The sequence below is a fragment of the Streptomyces sp. CA-243310 genome, from assembly GCF_050936775.1.
GTDB lineage: Bacteria > Actinomycetota > Actinomycetes > Streptomycetales > Streptomycetaceae > Streptomyces.
In genome coordinates, this window is the sequence record NZ_JBNJMF010000002.1 from 755436 (window position 1) to 770621 (window position 15186).

Annotated in this window: 12 protein-coding genes and 1 pseudogene; 8 read left to right on the forward strand and 5 right to left on the reverse strand. The window is 73.7% G+C overall.

The window, feature by feature from the left end:
- Positions 1 to 115: 115 nt before the first annotated feature.
- A complete protein-coding gene (locus ACQEVM_RS20925; RefSeq protein WP_433081243.1) occupies positions 116 to 841 on the reverse strand; it encodes an ABC transporter ATP-binding protein in 726 nt (241 codons plus the stop codon).
- Positions 842 to 1065: 224 nt separating this feature from the next.
- Between ACQEVM_RS20925 and ACQEVM_RS20930 the strand changes: the two genes are divergently transcribed.
- From ACQEVM_RS20930 to ACQEVM_RS20945, 4 genes are all read left to right on the forward strand, one after another.
- Positions 1066 to 4329 carry an FtsX-like permease family protein gene (locus tag ACQEVM_RS20930; protein WP_433081245.1) on the forward strand — a complete coding sequence of 1088 codons (3264 nt, stop codon included), beginning with the start codon at positions 1066 to 1068 and terminating at the stop codon, positions 4327 to 4329.
- Positions 4326 to 7043: a hypothetical protein gene (locus tag ACQEVM_RS20935; protein WP_433081247.1), complete on the forward strand. Its 2718-nt coding sequence runs from the start codon at positions 4326 to 4328 to the stop codon at positions 7041 to 7043. Before ACQEVM_RS20930 ends, ACQEVM_RS20935 begins: the two co-directional genes overlap by 4 nt.
- Complete coding sequence (locus ACQEVM_RS20940; RefSeq protein ID WP_433081249.1) at positions 7040 to 8014, forward strand: ABC transporter ATP-binding protein; 975 nt, start codon at positions 7040 to 7042, stop codon at positions 8012 to 8014. The genes ACQEVM_RS20935 and ACQEVM_RS20940 overlap by 4 nt, the downstream gene beginning before the upstream one ends.
- Positions 8015 to 8115: 101 nt before the next feature.
- A complete protein-coding gene (locus ACQEVM_RS20945) occupies positions 8116 to 9579 on the forward strand; it encodes a condensation domain-containing protein (RefSeq protein ID WP_433081251.1) in 1464 nt (487 codons plus the stop codon).
- A gap of 19 nt (positions 9580 to 9598) precedes the next feature.
- On the opposite strand, the gene ACQEVM_RS20950 is transcribed toward ACQEVM_RS20945, so the two are convergent.
- Together ACQEVM_RS20950 and ACQEVM_RS20955 are read right to left on the reverse strand one after the other, a co-directional pair.
- The gene (locus ACQEVM_RS20950) at positions 9599 to 10831 is read right to left on the reverse strand and encodes an RNA polymerase sigma factor (protein WP_433081253.1); all 1233 of its coding nucleotides are present in this window, start codon (positions 10829 to 10831) and stop codon (positions 9599 to 9601) included.
- 71 nt (positions 10832 to 10902) lie between these two features.
- Complete coding sequence (locus tag ACQEVM_RS20955) at positions 10903 to 11259, reverse strand: YciI family protein (protein WP_433081255.1); 357 nt, start codon at positions 11257 to 11259, stop codon at positions 10903 to 10905.
- A 261-nt stretch (positions 11260 to 11520) separates the two neighbouring features.
- Here ACQEVM_RS20955 and ACQEVM_RS20960 point away from each other — a divergent pair, with 261 nt between their 5' ends.
- On the forward strand, positions 11521 to 11898 hold the full coding sequence (locus tag ACQEVM_RS20960) for a DoxX family protein (protein WP_433081257.1): 378 nt from the start codon (positions 11521 to 11523) through the stop codon (positions 11896 to 11898).
- A gap of 182 nt (positions 11899 to 12080) precedes the next feature.
- Here the strand turns inward: ACQEVM_RS20960 and ACQEVM_RS20965 are convergent, their stop codons facing one another.
- Both ACQEVM_RS20965 and ACQEVM_RS20970 read right to left on the reverse strand, forming a co-directional pair.
- A complete protein-coding gene (locus ACQEVM_RS20965; RefSeq protein ID WP_433081259.1) occupies positions 12081 to 12350 on the reverse strand; it encodes a hypothetical protein in 270 nt (89 codons plus the stop codon).
- 38 nt (positions 12351 to 12388) lie between these two features.
- A pseudogene (locus ACQEVM_RS20970) lies at positions 12389 to 12652 on the reverse strand (iron uptake transporter deferrochelatase/peroxidase subunit); the annotation flags it as partial.
- Between the two features lie 654 nt (positions 12653 to 13306).
- Here ACQEVM_RS20970 and ACQEVM_RS20975 point away from each other — a divergent pair.
- From ACQEVM_RS20975 to ACQEVM_RS20985, 3 genes are all read left to right on the forward strand, one after another.
- Entirely contained in the window at positions 13307 to 13645 is a 339-nt protein-coding gene (locus tag ACQEVM_RS20975) for a thioredoxin family protein (RefSeq protein WP_433081261.1), read from the forward strand.
- Positions 13646 to 13776: 131 nt separating this feature from the next.
- Positions 13777 to 14964: a cytochrome P450 gene (locus ACQEVM_RS20980; RefSeq protein WP_433081263.1), complete on the forward strand. Its 1188-nt coding sequence runs from the start codon at positions 13777 to 13779 to the stop codon at positions 14962 to 14964.
- A gap of 5 nt (positions 14965 to 14969) precedes the next feature.
- The gene (locus tag ACQEVM_RS20985; RefSeq protein ID WP_053682140.1) at positions 14970 to 15164 is read left to right on the forward strand and encodes a ferredoxin; all 195 of its coding nucleotides are present in this window, start codon (positions 14970 to 14972) and stop codon (positions 15162 to 15164) included.
- Positions 15165 to 15186 lie beyond the last annotated feature (22 nt).

Genomic DNA, 15186 nt, shown 5'->3' on the forward strand with positions numbered 1-15186 from the left:
TGATCCGCGCGTGTCGGAGGCTCGACTGATCGGCGCCCGGCCGGCTCCGGACCGCCGCTGATCCGTCCGCCGATCCACCTGGGTCCCGGGCTGACCACGGCCGCCCGCCCGTCCCCTACGCCTTCGGCGCGAGCGCGGTCGCGGGCTCGGCGACGCGGCCGTCGTGCAGTTCCACCACCCGGTCCGCGAGTTCCACCAGGTTCGGGTCGTGGGTGGCGACAAGGGCGGTGACGCCCTCGTCGCGCACCACCGCGCGCAGCAGTTCCATGATCGAGCGGCCCGTCTCGGAATCCAGCTGGCCGGTGGGCTCGTCCGCGATGATCAGGGCGGGCTCGTTGGCCAGGGCCCGGGCCACGGCCACGCGCTGTTGCTGACCGCCGGAGAGTTCTCCGGGGCGCTGCGCCGCGTGGTCGGAGAGACCGACCAGGGCCAGCAGGGTGCGGACGCGTTCCTCGCGCTGCCCGGCCGGGACCTTTCGCATGCGCATCGGGATGCCGATGTTCTCGGCGGCGGTCAGGACCGGGATCAACCCGAAGGACTGGAAGACGAAACCGATCCGGTCGCGGCGCACTGCGAGTCGCCCGGATTCGCCCAGAGTGGCCAGGTCGGTTCCGTCGAGGACGACGCTGCCGCCGCTGGGGACGTCCAGTCCGCCGACCAGGTTCAGCAGGGTCGTCTTGCCGGACCCGGATCGGCCTTTGAGTGCGACCAGTTCGCCCCCGCGAATGTCGAACGAGACGCCGCGCAGGGCGTGTACGGCCTGCTGACCGGTTCCGAAGCTCCGCCGGAGGTCCCTCACCACCACCATGGGTGCCGCGGTGTCGAGCTGGTGCTGCGTCATGGTGGAGTCCCCCTCGGTTCGACCGGCCGGGCTCGCCTGCGGGCGCCGCCCGTCGCACGGTCGTTCAGCCTCTCGCGGCTGCTTCCGGCAGCCGCGCTTCCACTACCTTCCGAATGTGCTCATCCGTCACATCCCTCACGCAAGTACCTTCCGATACGGGATCGAATCTGACAACATCGTCCGCTATCCGGGACCAGAAGTCCGGACGGGGGAGGAACAGGCACATGATCGGCTTCGTCGTGCGCCGGCTGCGCGGGCGAATACCGCTCGCCGCCGCCGTACTGCTGACGGTACTCATCGCCACGACCGCGCTCAGCGCGCTGCTCGCCTTCTCCCGAGGGGTGGACGAGGCCGGGCTGCGACAGGCGATCCACGGTCCGGGGCGGGCCCGCACCACGGTGACGGTCACCGGCGAGCATCCGACGAGCAGCCGCGCCAAGGACGACGACGCCGTACGCGCCTTCGCCACCGGACTGTTCGGCGGGCTGCCGGTCGACGTCCGGAGCGTGGCGCGCAGCCGCGCGTACGGGCTTCCCGGCCCCAGGACCCCCGGGAAGGAAGCGGACCTGACCCTGCTCGCGACCCTCGACCGGGATCGCGTACGACTCCTGTCCGGCACCTGGCCCCGGCCGCTCGCGAACGCGTCCTCCCGGGTCGAGGTCGCCGTGCCCCAGGCGGCGCTGAACCGGCTCGGGTTGACCGGGGACGCGCTGCCCGCCGAGGTCGGACTCGACGACCGCTACGGCGGTGCCCCGCTCACCGTCCGTGTGACCGGCGTCTACCGGGCGGCCGAACCGGACGCCCCGTACTGGCGCCTCGACCCGCTCGGCGGCCGGGAAGTCCAGGTCGGCGCGTTCACCACCTTCGGCCCCCTGGTCACCGACGACTCCGCCTTCACCGCCGGCGGGATCCCGCAGGACAGTCGCGCCGCCCTGCTGACGGCGGACTTCGCCGCCGCCGGCGCCTCGGACATCGAGAGGGTCCGAGCCGCCGCGACCCGCATCGACACCCGCTCCCCGCTCGGCGCCGCACTCACCGCCACCGGTCTCAAGGCCAAGACCGAACTGCCCGCCCTGCTGGCTGAGTTGACGTCGGCGCAGCGAGTCGCCCGCTCCACCCTGCTGGTCGGCGCCCTCCAGCTCACGGTGCTCGCCGGCGCGGCCCTGCTGCTGGTGGCCCACCTGATGACGGACCGCAAGGAAGCCGAGCGGATCCTGCTGACCGCCCGGGGGGCGTCACGCCGCCGGCTCGGGCTGCTCACCGGCGCCGAGTCACTGCTGCTCGCCCTGCCCGCCGCCGTCCTCGCGCCGCTCCTCACCCCGCCGCTCCTGCGCCTGGCCGGCCGGTTCGGGCCGCTGTCCCGGTTGTCCCTCGACTCCGTCGGCACCTGGTTGCCGTGGCCGGTGGCGCTCGGTTGCGCGCTGTCCTGCGCGCTGCTGACCACCCTGCCCGTCGTACTCCGCGGGGCGGCCGCGTCCGTACTGCGCCGCAGTGGTTCCCGCCAGACCGTCGTGACAGGCGTCGCCCGCGCCGGCGGTGACCTCGCGCTGGTGGTCCTCGCCGTCCTCGCCTACGTCCAACTCGCGCGGTACGGCGGCGACGAGAGCCTCGCGGCGGGAGGCGGCGACTTGGGCGTCGACCCCGTGTTGGTCGCCGCGCCGACGCTCGCGCTGTGCGCGGGCACCGTGCTCGTGCTGCGGTTGCTGCCGTTCGCCGCCCGGCTGGGCGGCCGGGTCGCCGCGCAGGGCCGCGGTCTCGGCCCCGCGCTCGTCGGCTGGCAGTTGGCCCGCCGCCCCAAGCGGGCCACGGGACCCGTGCTGTTGCTGGTCCTCGCCGTCTCCAGCGGGGTCCTCGCGCTGGGGCAGCACACCGCGTGGACCGACTCCCAGCACGACCAGGCCGATTTCGTCACCGCGGGAGGGCTGCGGATCTCCGGCAGCGACCTGTCCGCGATGGGGCGGGCCGGCCGGTACTCCACGCTGCCCGGCGGCGACAGGATGATCCCGGTGATCCGCGGCGAGCACTCCCTGCCCGACGGGCGGGCCGGCACCCTGATCGCCCTGGACGCTCCCGCCGCCGCCGAACGGGTCCCGCTCCGGGAGGACCTGCGGGACGGGCGCGGCATGCGCGAACTGTTCGGACCGCTCTCCCCGACCGCCCCCGCCGCGAACGGGATCGCCCTGCCCGGGCAGCCGCGACGGATCGACGTCGACGTGTCCCTGGACTCCGCGGACGATGCCGGCAGCCCCGGGATCGGCGTGCTGCTGCGCGACCGGTTCGGGCTGACCTACCGGGCGCCCATGCGTCAACTCCCCTCGAACGGACCCACGGTCGTCTCGGTCGACGTCGACGCCCTGGCCGACGCCCCGGTCGGATCGGCCGCCGGCCCGCTGAGCATCGTCGGCTTCGTCGTCACGTTCTCCCCCGGCACCCGGTCGTACGGGCCGCCCCGGCAGGTCGGCGGGGAGGTGACGGTGCGCGGCGTCGCCGTCGCGGCCACCCGGGGCGGCCCGGCCGTCCGGGTGGAGGCGGTCGCTCCGGCCTGGCACCTGACGGCCCCGCCCACGAAGAACGCGACCCCGACCGGTGAACTCCGCGACGGCGCTGGGGCGTTGGTTCGCGTCCGCTACCGGGACCCGCGCGATACGACCGCCCCGGTCCAGATCTCCGCGACCGCGGGCGGCCCGCCCGCCGCCGAGGTCCCCGGCCTCGCCACGCACGCGTACCTCCGCGCCATCGGCGCCGACGTCGGCGACCTGGTCACCGTCCCCCTGGGCGGCGACTCGCTGCCGGTCCGGATCACCGCCGCGGCGGACACCCTGCCCGTGGTCGGCGACACGGCCGTCGCCGTGGACCTGACGGCCCTCGGCCGGCTGTTCGCCGCGCAGGGCGGCAAGCAGGTCCCCCCGACCGCCGAGTGGTGGCTGCCGGCCGCCTCCGCCGACGATCCCGCGCCCGCCCGGGCCGCCGCGGCGCTGCGGGCGGGCGCGGGGGTCCAGGAGGTGCGGCTGCGCGGGGAGGTCGTCGCCGGACTGCTCGACGACCCGCTGAGCGCCGGACCGCAGGCCGCGCTCGCCGCGCTCGCGTTGGCCTGCGCGGTCCTGGCGGCGATCGGCTTCGCGGCCTCCGCCGCGGCGAACGCGCAGGAGCGGTCGGGGGAGTTCGCCGTGCTGCTGGCGCTGGGTGCGCCGCGTCGGGCGCCGGCCCGGACGGCCGCCGCCGAGAGCGGTGTCCTGGTCGGCCTCGGAGCGGGGGTGGGTCTCGTGCTGGGGGCCGCCATCGTGCACCTGACGGTGCCGTTGGTGGTGCTGACGCCGGGGGCACGCCGGCCGGTCCCGGAGGTTCTGGTGGATCTGCCCGTCACCACGACGCTGCTTCTGGTCGCGGGCATCGCCGCCGTGCCGTTGCTGTCGACCGTGCTCGGCGGCCGGCGCAACCGCAACGCCCTGAGCGCAGCCGCCCGGCTGCGGCACGTGGAGGACATGTGAGCAGCCCGGCCCCCGCGCCGCCGCCCCCGCACACCCGCCCCGCGCCATGGGTGCGGACCCGGTTGCGGGCCGCGCCGCTGACCACCCTGCTGGGCGCAGTCCTGGCGTTCGTCGCGGTGTTGCTCGCCGCCGGTCTGCCGCGCGCCCTGGACCGCGGCTCCGACCAGGCCCTGCGGTCCTTCCTGCGGGATCAGGGGCCCGGCTTCACGAGCCTGCTCGCCACCGCCCGGGCCGAGCCCGGTGCCCGCACACCCGAGGGGCTCGACTCCGTACGGTCCCTCCTCCTGTCCCGCACCGGGAAGGATTTCGCGGTGGGGCCCGACGGCCCCGTGTCGGGTACCCGCGCGGTCAAACCGCGCACCCTGACGAACCCGGGACTGCCGAGCCCCTACGAAGTGGCTCCGAAGATGGACCTGCTGTACCTGCGGGACCTCTCCGCGCACACCCGACTCGTCGACGGTCGCTGGCCCGACGGCGGCACGCCGGACGGGCCGATCCCGATCGCCGTGTCCCAGGGGGTCGCCGACACCCTCGGGGTGAAGGTCGGCACGGTCCTGGAGCCGACTCCGAGCATTTCGGGGCCGCTCAGCGCCGAGATCGTCGGCGTGTACGGGGTGAACGACCAGGCCGACCCGTTCTGGACCGACCTGCTGTGCGCGACCCGCGCCTGCTTCAACGGCACCCGCAAGCAGTACTGGCAGACGTCCGGTGTGGTCGGGGCCGACGGCGCCGACCGGTTGGCGTCCTGGGGCGAACGCGCCGAGCACTTCTGGCGGTTGCCGGTGGACACCGACGTCCTGCGCGCCGACCGGCTGCCCGCCCTCAAGGAGGCCGTCGCCTCCTACGTGGCCGGTCCCACCGCCACCGAACTGACCCTCGAATCCCGCCGGCCCGACCTGCGGATCACCTCGCGACTGCCCGAGTTGCTCGCCCGGGCCGAGGCCCGCCGACAGGCCGCCGCGCCGCTCGCCGCGATCGGGCCCGCCGGGGTCGCCGGCGTCGCCCTCGTCGTGTTCTTCCTCGCCGCCGGACTGAGCGGGGACCGGCGGCTCGCCGAATTGCGGTTGCTGCTCGCGCGGGGCGGCTCGCGCTCCTCCATCGTCCGCCGCGTGCTGGCGGAAGGCGCCGTCCCGGTGCTCCCGGCGGCGGCGCTCGCGACGGCCGCCGCCGTGCTGCTGCTGCCCACTCCCCGTCTGCTGCCCGCCCTCCTCGCCGCGGCGGCCGTCACGCTCGTACTGCTGACGGCCTTTCCCGTACGGGCGTTCGTGCTGCTGTCGCCGCCGCGACCGCCCGCCCCCCGCCGCCGACTGGTCGCGGAGCTGCTGGTGCTCGCCGCGACCGGCGCGGCGGTGTTCGAGGTCCGCGAACGCGGCGTCGCCCCGGCGGGACAGGGAGTCGACCCGCTGCTCGTCGCCGCGCCGCTGCTGCTGGCGCTCGCCGGAGGGCTGCTCCTGGCCCGGATCCAGCCGCCGCTCGTCACGGCGCTGGCGCGGGCGGTGGGTCGCCGTCGCGGTGTGGTGGGCTTCCTCGGGGCGGCCCGCGCGGCCCGCGGCTCCGGGGACCGCGCGCGCCCCCCGGTGCTGCCGCTGATCGCGCTGCTGCTCGCCGTCACCACCGGCGGCTTCGGGGCCACCGTGCTGGCGGGCGTGGAGTCCGCCCGGGAGCGGGTGGCCCGACTCGACGTGGGCGGCGACGCCCAGGTCGCCCCACCCGCGGGAGTACCCGTCCCGAAGGCCCTCGCGAAGGCGGCCGGCGAACTGCCCGGCGTACGCGCCTCGCTCACCCTGTGGGCGGACGCCGACGCGTACGTCTTCGACACCGACCGGGGCTCCGTCAAGGTCACGGTGATCGTCGCCGACCCGGTGGCCTACGCGGAGATCTCGCGGACCGTCGGACGCGGACGGTTCGATCCCGCCCTGCTCGCCGGCGGATCCCCCGCCGCCATCCCCGCGCTGTTCAGCGAGGACCTGGTCGGGAAGATCACCGACGGAACCCATCGCGTGCGCTTCGCCAACGACGAGGAACTGCTCGCGAAGCCCGTCGCCCGGATCGACGGCACACCCCTCCTCCAGGGCTCCGGCAAGGGCGTCATCGTGCTGCCTGCGGGCACGGCCACCGCCAGGATCCCCAAGGGTGCCCCGCCCACCCACTGGCTCGCGGTGGGAAGCATCGACGACGGGGCCCTGCGCGAGGTGGTCCGCACCCACGCCGGTCCCGCGGCCGACCGCTACCTCGTCCGCACGAGCGCGGCCACCGTCGCCAAGCTCGCCGACGACCCCCTCCAGCACTCCGCGAGCCGTGTGTTCTGGGCGTCCTTGGCCGGCGCGGCGGGCTTCGCGGCGCTGGCCGTCCTGCTCACCCTGGCCCGGGCCACGCCCGAACGCGCCGCACTGCTGGCCCGACTGCGCACCATGGGGCTGCGGCCCCGGCAGGGCGTGGCGCTGATCCTCGTCGAATCGTTGCCGCAAGCGGTCACCGCCGCGCTCGGCGGCGGTCTGATCGCGGTCGCCGCGGTCGCCCTGCTGGGTCCGGCGGTGGACCTGACGACGCTGGTCGGCTCCTCGGTCCCGACCGGGCTGGGCGTCCTGGTCCGGCCCGTGCTGGCGCAGTCACTGGGCCTGGCCGCACTGGTGGCCCTGACCGTGCTCGCCGAGGCGGCGGTGTCCGGCCGGCGCCAGATCACCACCGAGTTGAGAGCGGGAGACCGACGTTGAACACCGAAGCCCCCACCTTCGAGGAGCTGCGCCGCAAGGCACTGGCCGCCGCCGAACCCCGCGGTCACGATCCGGCCCACGCCATCGTCTGTGACCGGCTGGTGCGCATCTTCAGTTCCGACGGGGTCGAGGTGCAGGCCCTGCAGGGGTTGGAGCTGACCGTGACGCGGGGGGACCTGATCGCGCTGGTCGGTGCGTCCGGCAGCGGGAAGTCGACGCTGTTGAACATCCTGGCGGGCCTGGACGTGCCGACGGCGGGCAGGGCCACCGTCGGCGGCCACGACCTGCTGGAGATGTCGGCCCGGGAGCGGCTGCGCTACCGGCGCGAGGCCGTGGGGTTCGTCTGGCAGCAGACCGCCCGCAACCTGCTGCCGTTCCTCACGGCCGCCCAGAACGTGGCGCTGCCGATGCAGCTGAAGGACGGGAACGGGCGCGCGGCCCGCAAGCGGCAGACCACGCGCGTCGCCGAGCTGTTGGCCGCCCTGGAGATCGGCGACCTGGCCGGGCGGCGCCCGAACACACTGTCCGGCGGGCAGCAGCAGCGCGTGGCCATCGCCGTGGCCATGGCCAACGACCCGGCGGTCCTGCTGGCGGACGAACCGACCGGCGAGCTGGACTCCGAGACCGGCGCCGCGATCTTCGAGGCCTTCCGTACCGTGAACCGGGAGCTCGGGGCGACCGTGGTGATCGTGACGCACGACCCGATGGTCGCGGGCGAGGTCCGCCGCACGGTGGCCATCCGCGACGGTCGCACCAGCAGCGAGGTGCTGCGCCGCACCGTCACCGACGAGCACGGCGCGGAGTCCGTGAGCGAACGCGAGTACGTGATGCTGGACCGTACCGGGCGGGTGCAACTCCCGTACAAGTTCCTGGAGGCGCTGGGCATGGAGCACCGGGTGGCGGTCGACCTCGCCGCCGATCACATCGAGGTCCGTCGCGACGAGGCGCAGGACGCCCCGGACACGGACTGACGCGCCCGTCTCCGAACGCCGTCGCGGGTGCGTGCGTCACTTCCGTGGGCCGGGTGTCGTTAGGCGCTCGGGGTTGACTCGGGGGTCGAAGGGATGACGGAATGCGGCAGTTTCCTCTGGAGATGCACACCTTGGCGCCCGGAAGGGTGGTCGAGTGGCGTTTGCGGTCCACGGCGGCGGCGCGGGACGCCGATCGTGGCGACCCGTCGGGCAGGAGGGCGTCCTTCAACCAGGACAAGCACTTCACCGTCGCCGAGGAGAGCCGTGCGGCCGACGATCCGGTCGCGTCCTGGATCGCGGTGACCTTCGAGGTCGAGGGTCCGCTCGACGAAACGGCCCTCAGCCGGGCGCTGTTGGCGTTCGTGGGCCGGCACGAGGTGCTGCGCTGCGAATTCCGTCGGCTGGCCGGCGAGCTGGCCTGTGCGCCGCTGGCTGCCGACGAACTCGCTCTGGAAACGGCCCAGGTGGGCGTCTTCGAGACGTCCGAGCTGCTGCGCGGTTTCCTCGTCGAACGGTTCAAGCGCAGCATCGACACCCTGTCCTGGCCGCTGTTCACCATGGGCGCCGTGCTGCGCGAGGACTCCGCCACGGTGTACCTGGCCTTCGACCACATCGTGTGCGACGGCATGTCGATGCCGATCGTGGTGCACGAGGTGGAGACGGAGTACGAGGCGCTGTGCCGGGGCGAGAGCTCCGGGCTGCCGGCCACCGCGCCCAGCTATCTGGACTTCGCCGAGGAGCAGCGGCGGCGGTACCTCTCCATCGGCGCGGACGACGAACGCCTGGGCTACTGGAAGTCGTTCATCGAGCGCAACGGCGAGTTCTTCCCGCGGTTCCCGCTCGATCTGGGCGTGCGGCCGGACCGGATGTACCCGATCGTGAACGAGGCGTCGCTGCTCCTGGACGCCACCGAGGCGGAGGTGTTCGAGAAGTCCTGTCTGGCGGTGGGCGGCAAGCCGTTCATGGGGGTGCTCGCGTCGGTCGCCGTCTGCCTGCGGGAGGCCGGCGGGCCCGGCGTGTACCGCGGGTTCATGCCGGTCAGCGAGCGCGGTCGGGACGCCTGGACCGACTCGGTGGGCTGGTTCGTGAACACCATGCCGATCGAGTTCGATGCCTCTCCGGGGCGGGACTTCACCCAGGTCATGACGCAGGTTCGGGCCGGTTTCGGGGAGATGATCCGCCACATCGACGTGCCGTTCGTCAGGGCCTGGGAGTTGTTGGCCCCCGAGGAGTTCGCCGCGCGCTCGTGGCCGTACCCGGTGAACTTCTTCTCGTACATCGACATGCGCAAGTGTCGGGGCTCCGAGCGGCACGACGAGTGGCGGCCCACCTCCCACGTGTGGTCGGCGCGGGCGAACGGCGCGTGCTCCTGGTTCCAACGGGACGCGGACGGACTGCACATGAACTCCATCTACGTGGACACCGCGGCTGCGCGCGGCACCATGAGCGACTTCCAGGCGTCGCTGCGCCAGACGGTGCGGGACATCGCCCTGACCGGCGGGTTCCGTCGCCCGATCGCACTCACCCCGCCCCGTCTGCCGGTGCGGCCCCGCGTCCAGGCCTGAACCCCCGGCCCGGCGGACGTCAGCGGCGCTCGACCGCGGCACGCGCCCGACGCAGCAGCAAGGAGCGCTCTCGGGCATTGCGGGTCAGGGAGGCGGCCCGCTCGAACTCGACCCGGGCCTCCTCCCCGCGACCGAGACGCTCCAGCAGATCGCCCCGCACGCTCGGCAGCAAGTGGTAGGAGGCGAGGGCCGGTTCGCCCGCCAGGGCCTCGACCAGCGGCAGGGCGGCCCCGGGGCCCTCGGCCATGGAGACGGCGACGGCCCGGTTCAGTTCCACCACGGGGGACGGGACCAGCACGAGGAGTCGCCCGTACAGCGCGACGATCGTCGCCCAGTCGGTGTCCTCGTACCGGACGGCCGCCGCGTGACACCCGGCAATCGCGGCCTGCACGGAGTACGGGCCGGTGCCCGCGCGGCGCAGCGCCGCGACACCGCGCCCGATGAGCATGCGGTTCCACCGGGTCCGGTTCTGGTCGGCGAGCAGCACCGGCTCGCCGTCGGGCCCGGTGCGGGTGGCGATCCGGGAGGCCTGGAACTCCAGGAGTGCCACCAGCCCGTGCGTCTCGGTCTCGTCGGGCATCAGTCCGGCCAGCAACCGGGCCAGCCGGAGCGCGTCCTCGCACAGTGCCGGTCGGACCAGGTCGTCCCCGGCGGTCGCCGAGTAGCCCTCGTTGAAGACGAGGTAGATCACCTCCAGCACGGAGGCGAGCCGCTGCTCGCGGTCGGCGCCGTACGGAACCTCGAACGGCACGCCGGCCGTGGCCAGCGACCGCTTCGCCCGGACGATGCGCTGGGCGACGGTCGACTCGGAGGTGAGGAAGGCGCGGGCGATCTCCTGCGTGGTCAGCCCGCCCACGAGACGCAGGGTGAGCGCGACGCGGCCCTCCGTCCTCAGCACCGGATGACAGGCGGTGAAGATCAGCCGCAACAGGTCGTCGCCGATGTCCTCCGGTTCGGCAGGCTCCTCGGGTGGCGGTACGTCCTCCAGGGTGCGACCCACCTCGGCGAGTTTGCGGGCGTAGGCCTCCTTGCGGCGGACGAGATCGATCGCGCGGTTCTTGGCGGTGGCCGTCAACCAGGCCCCCGGCCGGTCCGGTACGCCCTCCACGGGCCACTGCTCCAGCGCGGCGACCAGGGCGTCCTGGGCGATCTCCTCCGCGATGCCGATGTCGCGCACGATGCGCGTCACACCGGCGATGATCCGCGCGGACTCGATCCTGAACACCGTTTCGACCGCTCGGGTCGTACTCACTGCCGTCACGGCCACCCATCAGAGCAGCCGTGACGAGGCAGGGCAAACAGGACGCCGCGAACGCGGCCGGATCAGCCTTCGACGATCTCGCGGAGTTCGGAGCCCACCGTCCAGGTGGCGGGGTGGAGCTCCAGGAACCGCTTGGTCCATTCCAGGGCCTCGGCCTTGTCCTTGCACTGCATGAGGGCGTAGCCGCCGATGACCTCCTTGGTCTCGGTGAAGGGGCCGTCGGTGTAGCTGAGCTTGCCGCCGGACCAGGTGACCCGGGTGCCCTCGGCGGTGGGGAGCAGGCCCGCGGTGTCGAGCATGACCCCGGCCTTGGTGATCTCCTCCAGGAGGGCGCCCATCCGCTGCTCGAACTCGGGGGTGAACCCTTCGGTGGGCAGGTTCTGCTCGTCGATGCGGATCAGCGAAAGGAAGCGCGGCATGGTGACTCCTCGGTCGGGAGGGCGGGGGCTTCCCCTGCCTCTCACCCCTGCGTCGAACGGGAGACACCCGAATCGACAGTTCCGGGAAACTTTCTTCGGGAAGTTCGGGGATCGCCCCCGGCCCGCATTCTCACCACCGCGTGGGGTCGGGGTCGGCAGGCGGGGCCGCTCCCGTCCGAGTCGCGCGGGCCGCGGGCCTGGACGCAGAGCGGCTACCCACGAGTAGGATCGCGGGCCCCGTCCCCTCCGAGAGGAACCCCAATGCCGCGCACCCCCTCCTCGCCCCTGCTGCTCGCCGGTCTGCTGGCGGGCGCGGCAGTGGCGCACACGGTCGCGCCGAAGCGGTTCGACGCGACGGTACCGCGCTCCCTGCCCGGCAGCCCCCGCCAGTGGACGTACGCGTCGGGCGTCGTCGAGCTGGCACTGGCAGCCGGCGTCGCGCACCCGCGCACCCGGCGCGTGGCGGCGATGGCAACGGCGGCGTTCTTCGTCGGCGTCTTCCCCGCGAACGTCAAGATGGCCGTCGACGCCCGGAGCCAGTCCCCCGCCATCCGGGCCGTCGCCCTGGCGCGGCTGCCGCTTCAGGTGCCGCTGGTGCTGTGGGCCCGCCAGGTGGGTCGCGGAGCCGCGGCCCGCTGACACCCGGACAGCCCGGACACCCGGACAGCCCCCACACCGGACGGCCCTGACGGCCCGACACCCCGAGGCGACCGGCACCCGAGCCCCGCCGCACCGAAACGCGCCGCATCCGAACGGGGCCCGGCGCCGGAAGTGGTCCACAGAGCCCCCGGTCAACGTCGGCGGATCGGGGGCTCGCCCGGTCAGGGGCTGTCGCCCGACCAGTCCCAGTGGTCCGGGTCGGCCGGCCGGCGGCGGTAGTGGGCGCGCCCGCCGGCCCCGTAGCGGCCTATCTCGGTGGGGAGGCGGGCCTCTTCGGCCAGTCGGGGACCGTTCCAGCCGGTGATGTCGAGCAGCAGCCCGTCGAGGGGGCCGCCCACGAGCTCGCCGTAGACGTGCCCCGGGCGCGGGCCCGGGTCGGGGTCGTCGTGATCGGCGCCGTAGACCCGGCGCCGCAGCATCCTGTCGTCCATCCGCCCAGGTTGGCAGGCCCCACTGACAACGGGCCGGGTCAGCCTTCCAGGAGGGCCTGTCCCACGTACTCCCCCGGCGCCGCGCCGGCGGGCACCACGAACAGCGCCGAGGCCTCGTGGACGAGCTACCGGGAGAGTGCGTCCCCCCGGGCGAGCCGGTGCTGGACGGGGACGAAGCCCGTGCGCGGGTCGGTCTGCCAGGCCACGAACAGCATTCCGGCGTCCACCGTGCGGTCGGCGCGCATGCCGTCGTGGTACGACCAGCCGCGCCGCAGCATCGTCGCGCCGGCGTTGCCGCGCGGCTCATCGACTCGGCGGCGGCGCTCCAGGCCCGCAGCAGACCGGCGGCGAGCGGGCGGTCGACGCCGGGCAGCAGGTCGAGCGCAGCGCGTGGACGGCGACGAGCCGGCGCCGGGTCAGGATGCCGGCCCGGGTGGGGCCGTGGAAGGGTATCCGAGCCCCGGGCTCACGGTCCCCGGCGTCCCTCGCACCCTCCCCGGGGGCGGCCGTGGTGAGCACGGCGCCCCCACGGCGAGCGCGGCCGGCCCCCCGGCGCCGAGCAGGGTCCGCCGTCGCAGCGGGGGCACGGCGGGCCGGTCGGTGACTTCACACCGTCGACCACCGGGTCGACGACACCGACCCACAGCTGGTTCAGCTCGGACACGTACCGACCGCCCTTGGTGTCCTGCGGGGCGACGAGTCGGGGTCCCGCCGCGTCGTCGAAGGGGACTCCGTCCTCCGAGACCGCGAGCAGCACCCGACTCTTGGCGAAGGCGGGATCGATTTCGGCCCAGGCGCAGTTGCCACAGCGCTCCTTTTCCCCTCTGGAGCATTCACCGGAAAGGCGGCCCGAAGCTTCGCGAACAGGGCCCGGACCTTGGCGGAACCACCGAGTCCCGTAGGGTTTCCGCCGGCCCGTCGGGTCGCCCGCCCATCGCGACGCAGGAGCGCAGCACATGGCACGTCTGGTACATCAGCCACGCGAGGACCAGGAGTTCGACTTCATCCTGGACATGGCCCCCGGAGCGGTCCTCGGCTACTTCGTCGGCACCTGGCCCAAGGCCGTCGAGGCCTGCCGGGCCATGGACGCACTGGTCGGCGAGGTGGCGCAGGAGTACGGGACGCGACTGACCGTCGTACGGACCGACATGACCCGCTGCCCCGAGGCCACGAGGCGCCACGAGGTGACCGGGGCGCCCACCGTCGTGGTCGTCCGGGAGGGTCTGGCGGTGGCGAGCCACTCCGGGCCGATGGCGCGCGAGGAACTCAAGGCCTTCCTGGACGCCCACGTCTGAGGGGCGACGGGCGCCGGCGGGCCCGTTCGGGTGACCTCGGGCGGTCTGGCCGAAAGTGGTATGGGGGAGATAGGTGCCTCAGGCATGTAATGGAGTCCGGCAAGACGGAACCATCGCTCGCGAGGTGCTGCATGTCAGAGACCGTTGCCTTCCCCCAGGACCGAACCTGTCCCTACCACCCGCCGACCGCCTACGAGCCGCTGCGGGCGGCCCGGCCGCTCTCCCGGGTCACCCTCTTCGACGGCCGCTCCGTGTGGGTGGTCACCGGCCACGCCGAGGCGCGCGCCCTGCTCGCCGATCCCCGGCTCTCCTCCGACCGGCTGAACTCGGACTTCCCCGCCCCGACCGAGCGGTTCAAGGGCCTGACGGGGCGTCGTACCGCCCTGCTCGGGGTGGACGATCCGGAGCACAACACTCAGCGCCGGATGCTGATCCCGAGCTTCACCCTGAAACGGACCGCCGCCCTTCGGCCCGCGATCCAGCAGACCGTGGACCGGCTGATCGACGAGATGACGGCGGCCGGTCCACACGCGGAGCTGGTCGGCGCCTTCGCGCTCCCGGTGCCGTCCATGGTGATCTGCGCCCTGCTCGGAGTCCCCTACGAGGACCACGAGTTCTTCGAGGGGCAGTCCCGGCGGCTGCTGCGGGGCCCCGACGTCGCCGACGTCGAGGAGGCGCGCCGGCAACTCGACGGCTATCTCACGGACCTGATCGCCCGTAAGCGCGCCGCCCCCGGAGACGGCTTGTTGGACGAACTCATCGCCCGGAGGCTGGAGACCGGCGAGACGGACGTCGAGGAGTTGGTGGCGCTGGCCGTGATCCTGCTCGTCGCGGGTCACGAGACCACCGCGAACATGATCTCCCTCGGCACGTTCACCCTGCTGCGGCACCCCGGGCAACTGGCGGAGCTGCGCGCGGATCCGTCGCTGATCTCGGAGGCGGTGGAGGAGCTGATGCGCTTCCTGTCGATCGCCGACGGCATGCTGCGGGTGGTCACCGAGGACATCGAGGTCGGCGGGGTCACGATCGGCCCCGGCGACGGGGTGATCTTCTCCACCTCGGTCATCAACCGCGACGAGTCGGTGTTCGATCAGCCGGACGACCTGGACTGGCATCGGCCGGCCCGCCACCACCTGGCGTTCGGTTTCGGCATCCACCAGTGCCTCGGGCAGAACCTGGCCCGCGCCGAGATGGAGATCGCCCTGGGCACGCTGTTCCGGCGGCTGCCCGGACTGCGACTGGCGGCCGATCCCGACCGGATCCCCTTCAAACCCGGGGACACCATCCAGGGCATGATCGAACTGCCCGTGGCCTGGTGAGCGGCGTGCGGATCTCCATCGACCACGATGTCTGCATCGGTGCGGGCCAGTGTGCGCTGACCGCGCCGACGGTGTTCACGCAGGACGACGACGGATTGAGCGAGCTGCTGGCCGGACGGGAGGACGGCGCCGGCAGCCCCCTCGTCCGGGAGGCCGCGCGGGCCTGCCCGGTGGCGGCCATCTCCCTGGAGGACGCCTGAGGATCCCGAACGGCCGGGGGGT

Bases quoted from the DNA above. Each gene is read 5' to 3' on its own strand.
- ACQEVM_RS20925 (WP_433081243.1), bottom strand. From the start codon at position 841: ATGACGCAGCACCAGCTCGACACCGCGGCACCCATGGTGGTGGTGAGG.
- ACQEVM_RS20930 (WP_433081245.1), top strand. From the start codon at position 1,066: ATGATCGGCTTCGTCGTGCGCCGGCTGCGCGGGCGAATACCGCTCGCC.
- ACQEVM_RS20945 (WP_433081251.1), top strand. From the start codon at position 8,116: ATGCGGCAGTTTCCTCTGGAGATGCACACCTTGGCGCCCGGAAGGGTG.
- ACQEVM_RS20955 (WP_433081255.1), bottom strand. From the start codon at position 11,259: ATGCCGCGCTTCCTTTCGCTGATCCGCATCGACGAGCAGAACCTGCCC.
- ACQEVM_RS20960 (WP_433081257.1), top strand. From the start codon at position 11,521: ATGCCGCGCACCCCCTCCTCGCCCCTGCTGCTCGCCGGTCTGCTGGCG.
- ACQEVM_RS20965 (WP_433081259.1), bottom strand. From the start codon at position 12,350: ATGGACGACAGGATGCTGCGGCGCCGGGTCTACGGCGCCGATCACGAC.
- ACQEVM_RS20975 (WP_433081261.1), top strand. From the start codon at position 13,307: ATGGCACGTCTGGTACATCAGCCACGCGAGGACCAGGAGTTCGACTTC.
- ACQEVM_RS20980 (WP_433081263.1), top strand. From the start codon at position 13,777: ATGTCAGAGACCGTTGCCTTCCCCCAGGACCGAACCTGTCCCTACCAC.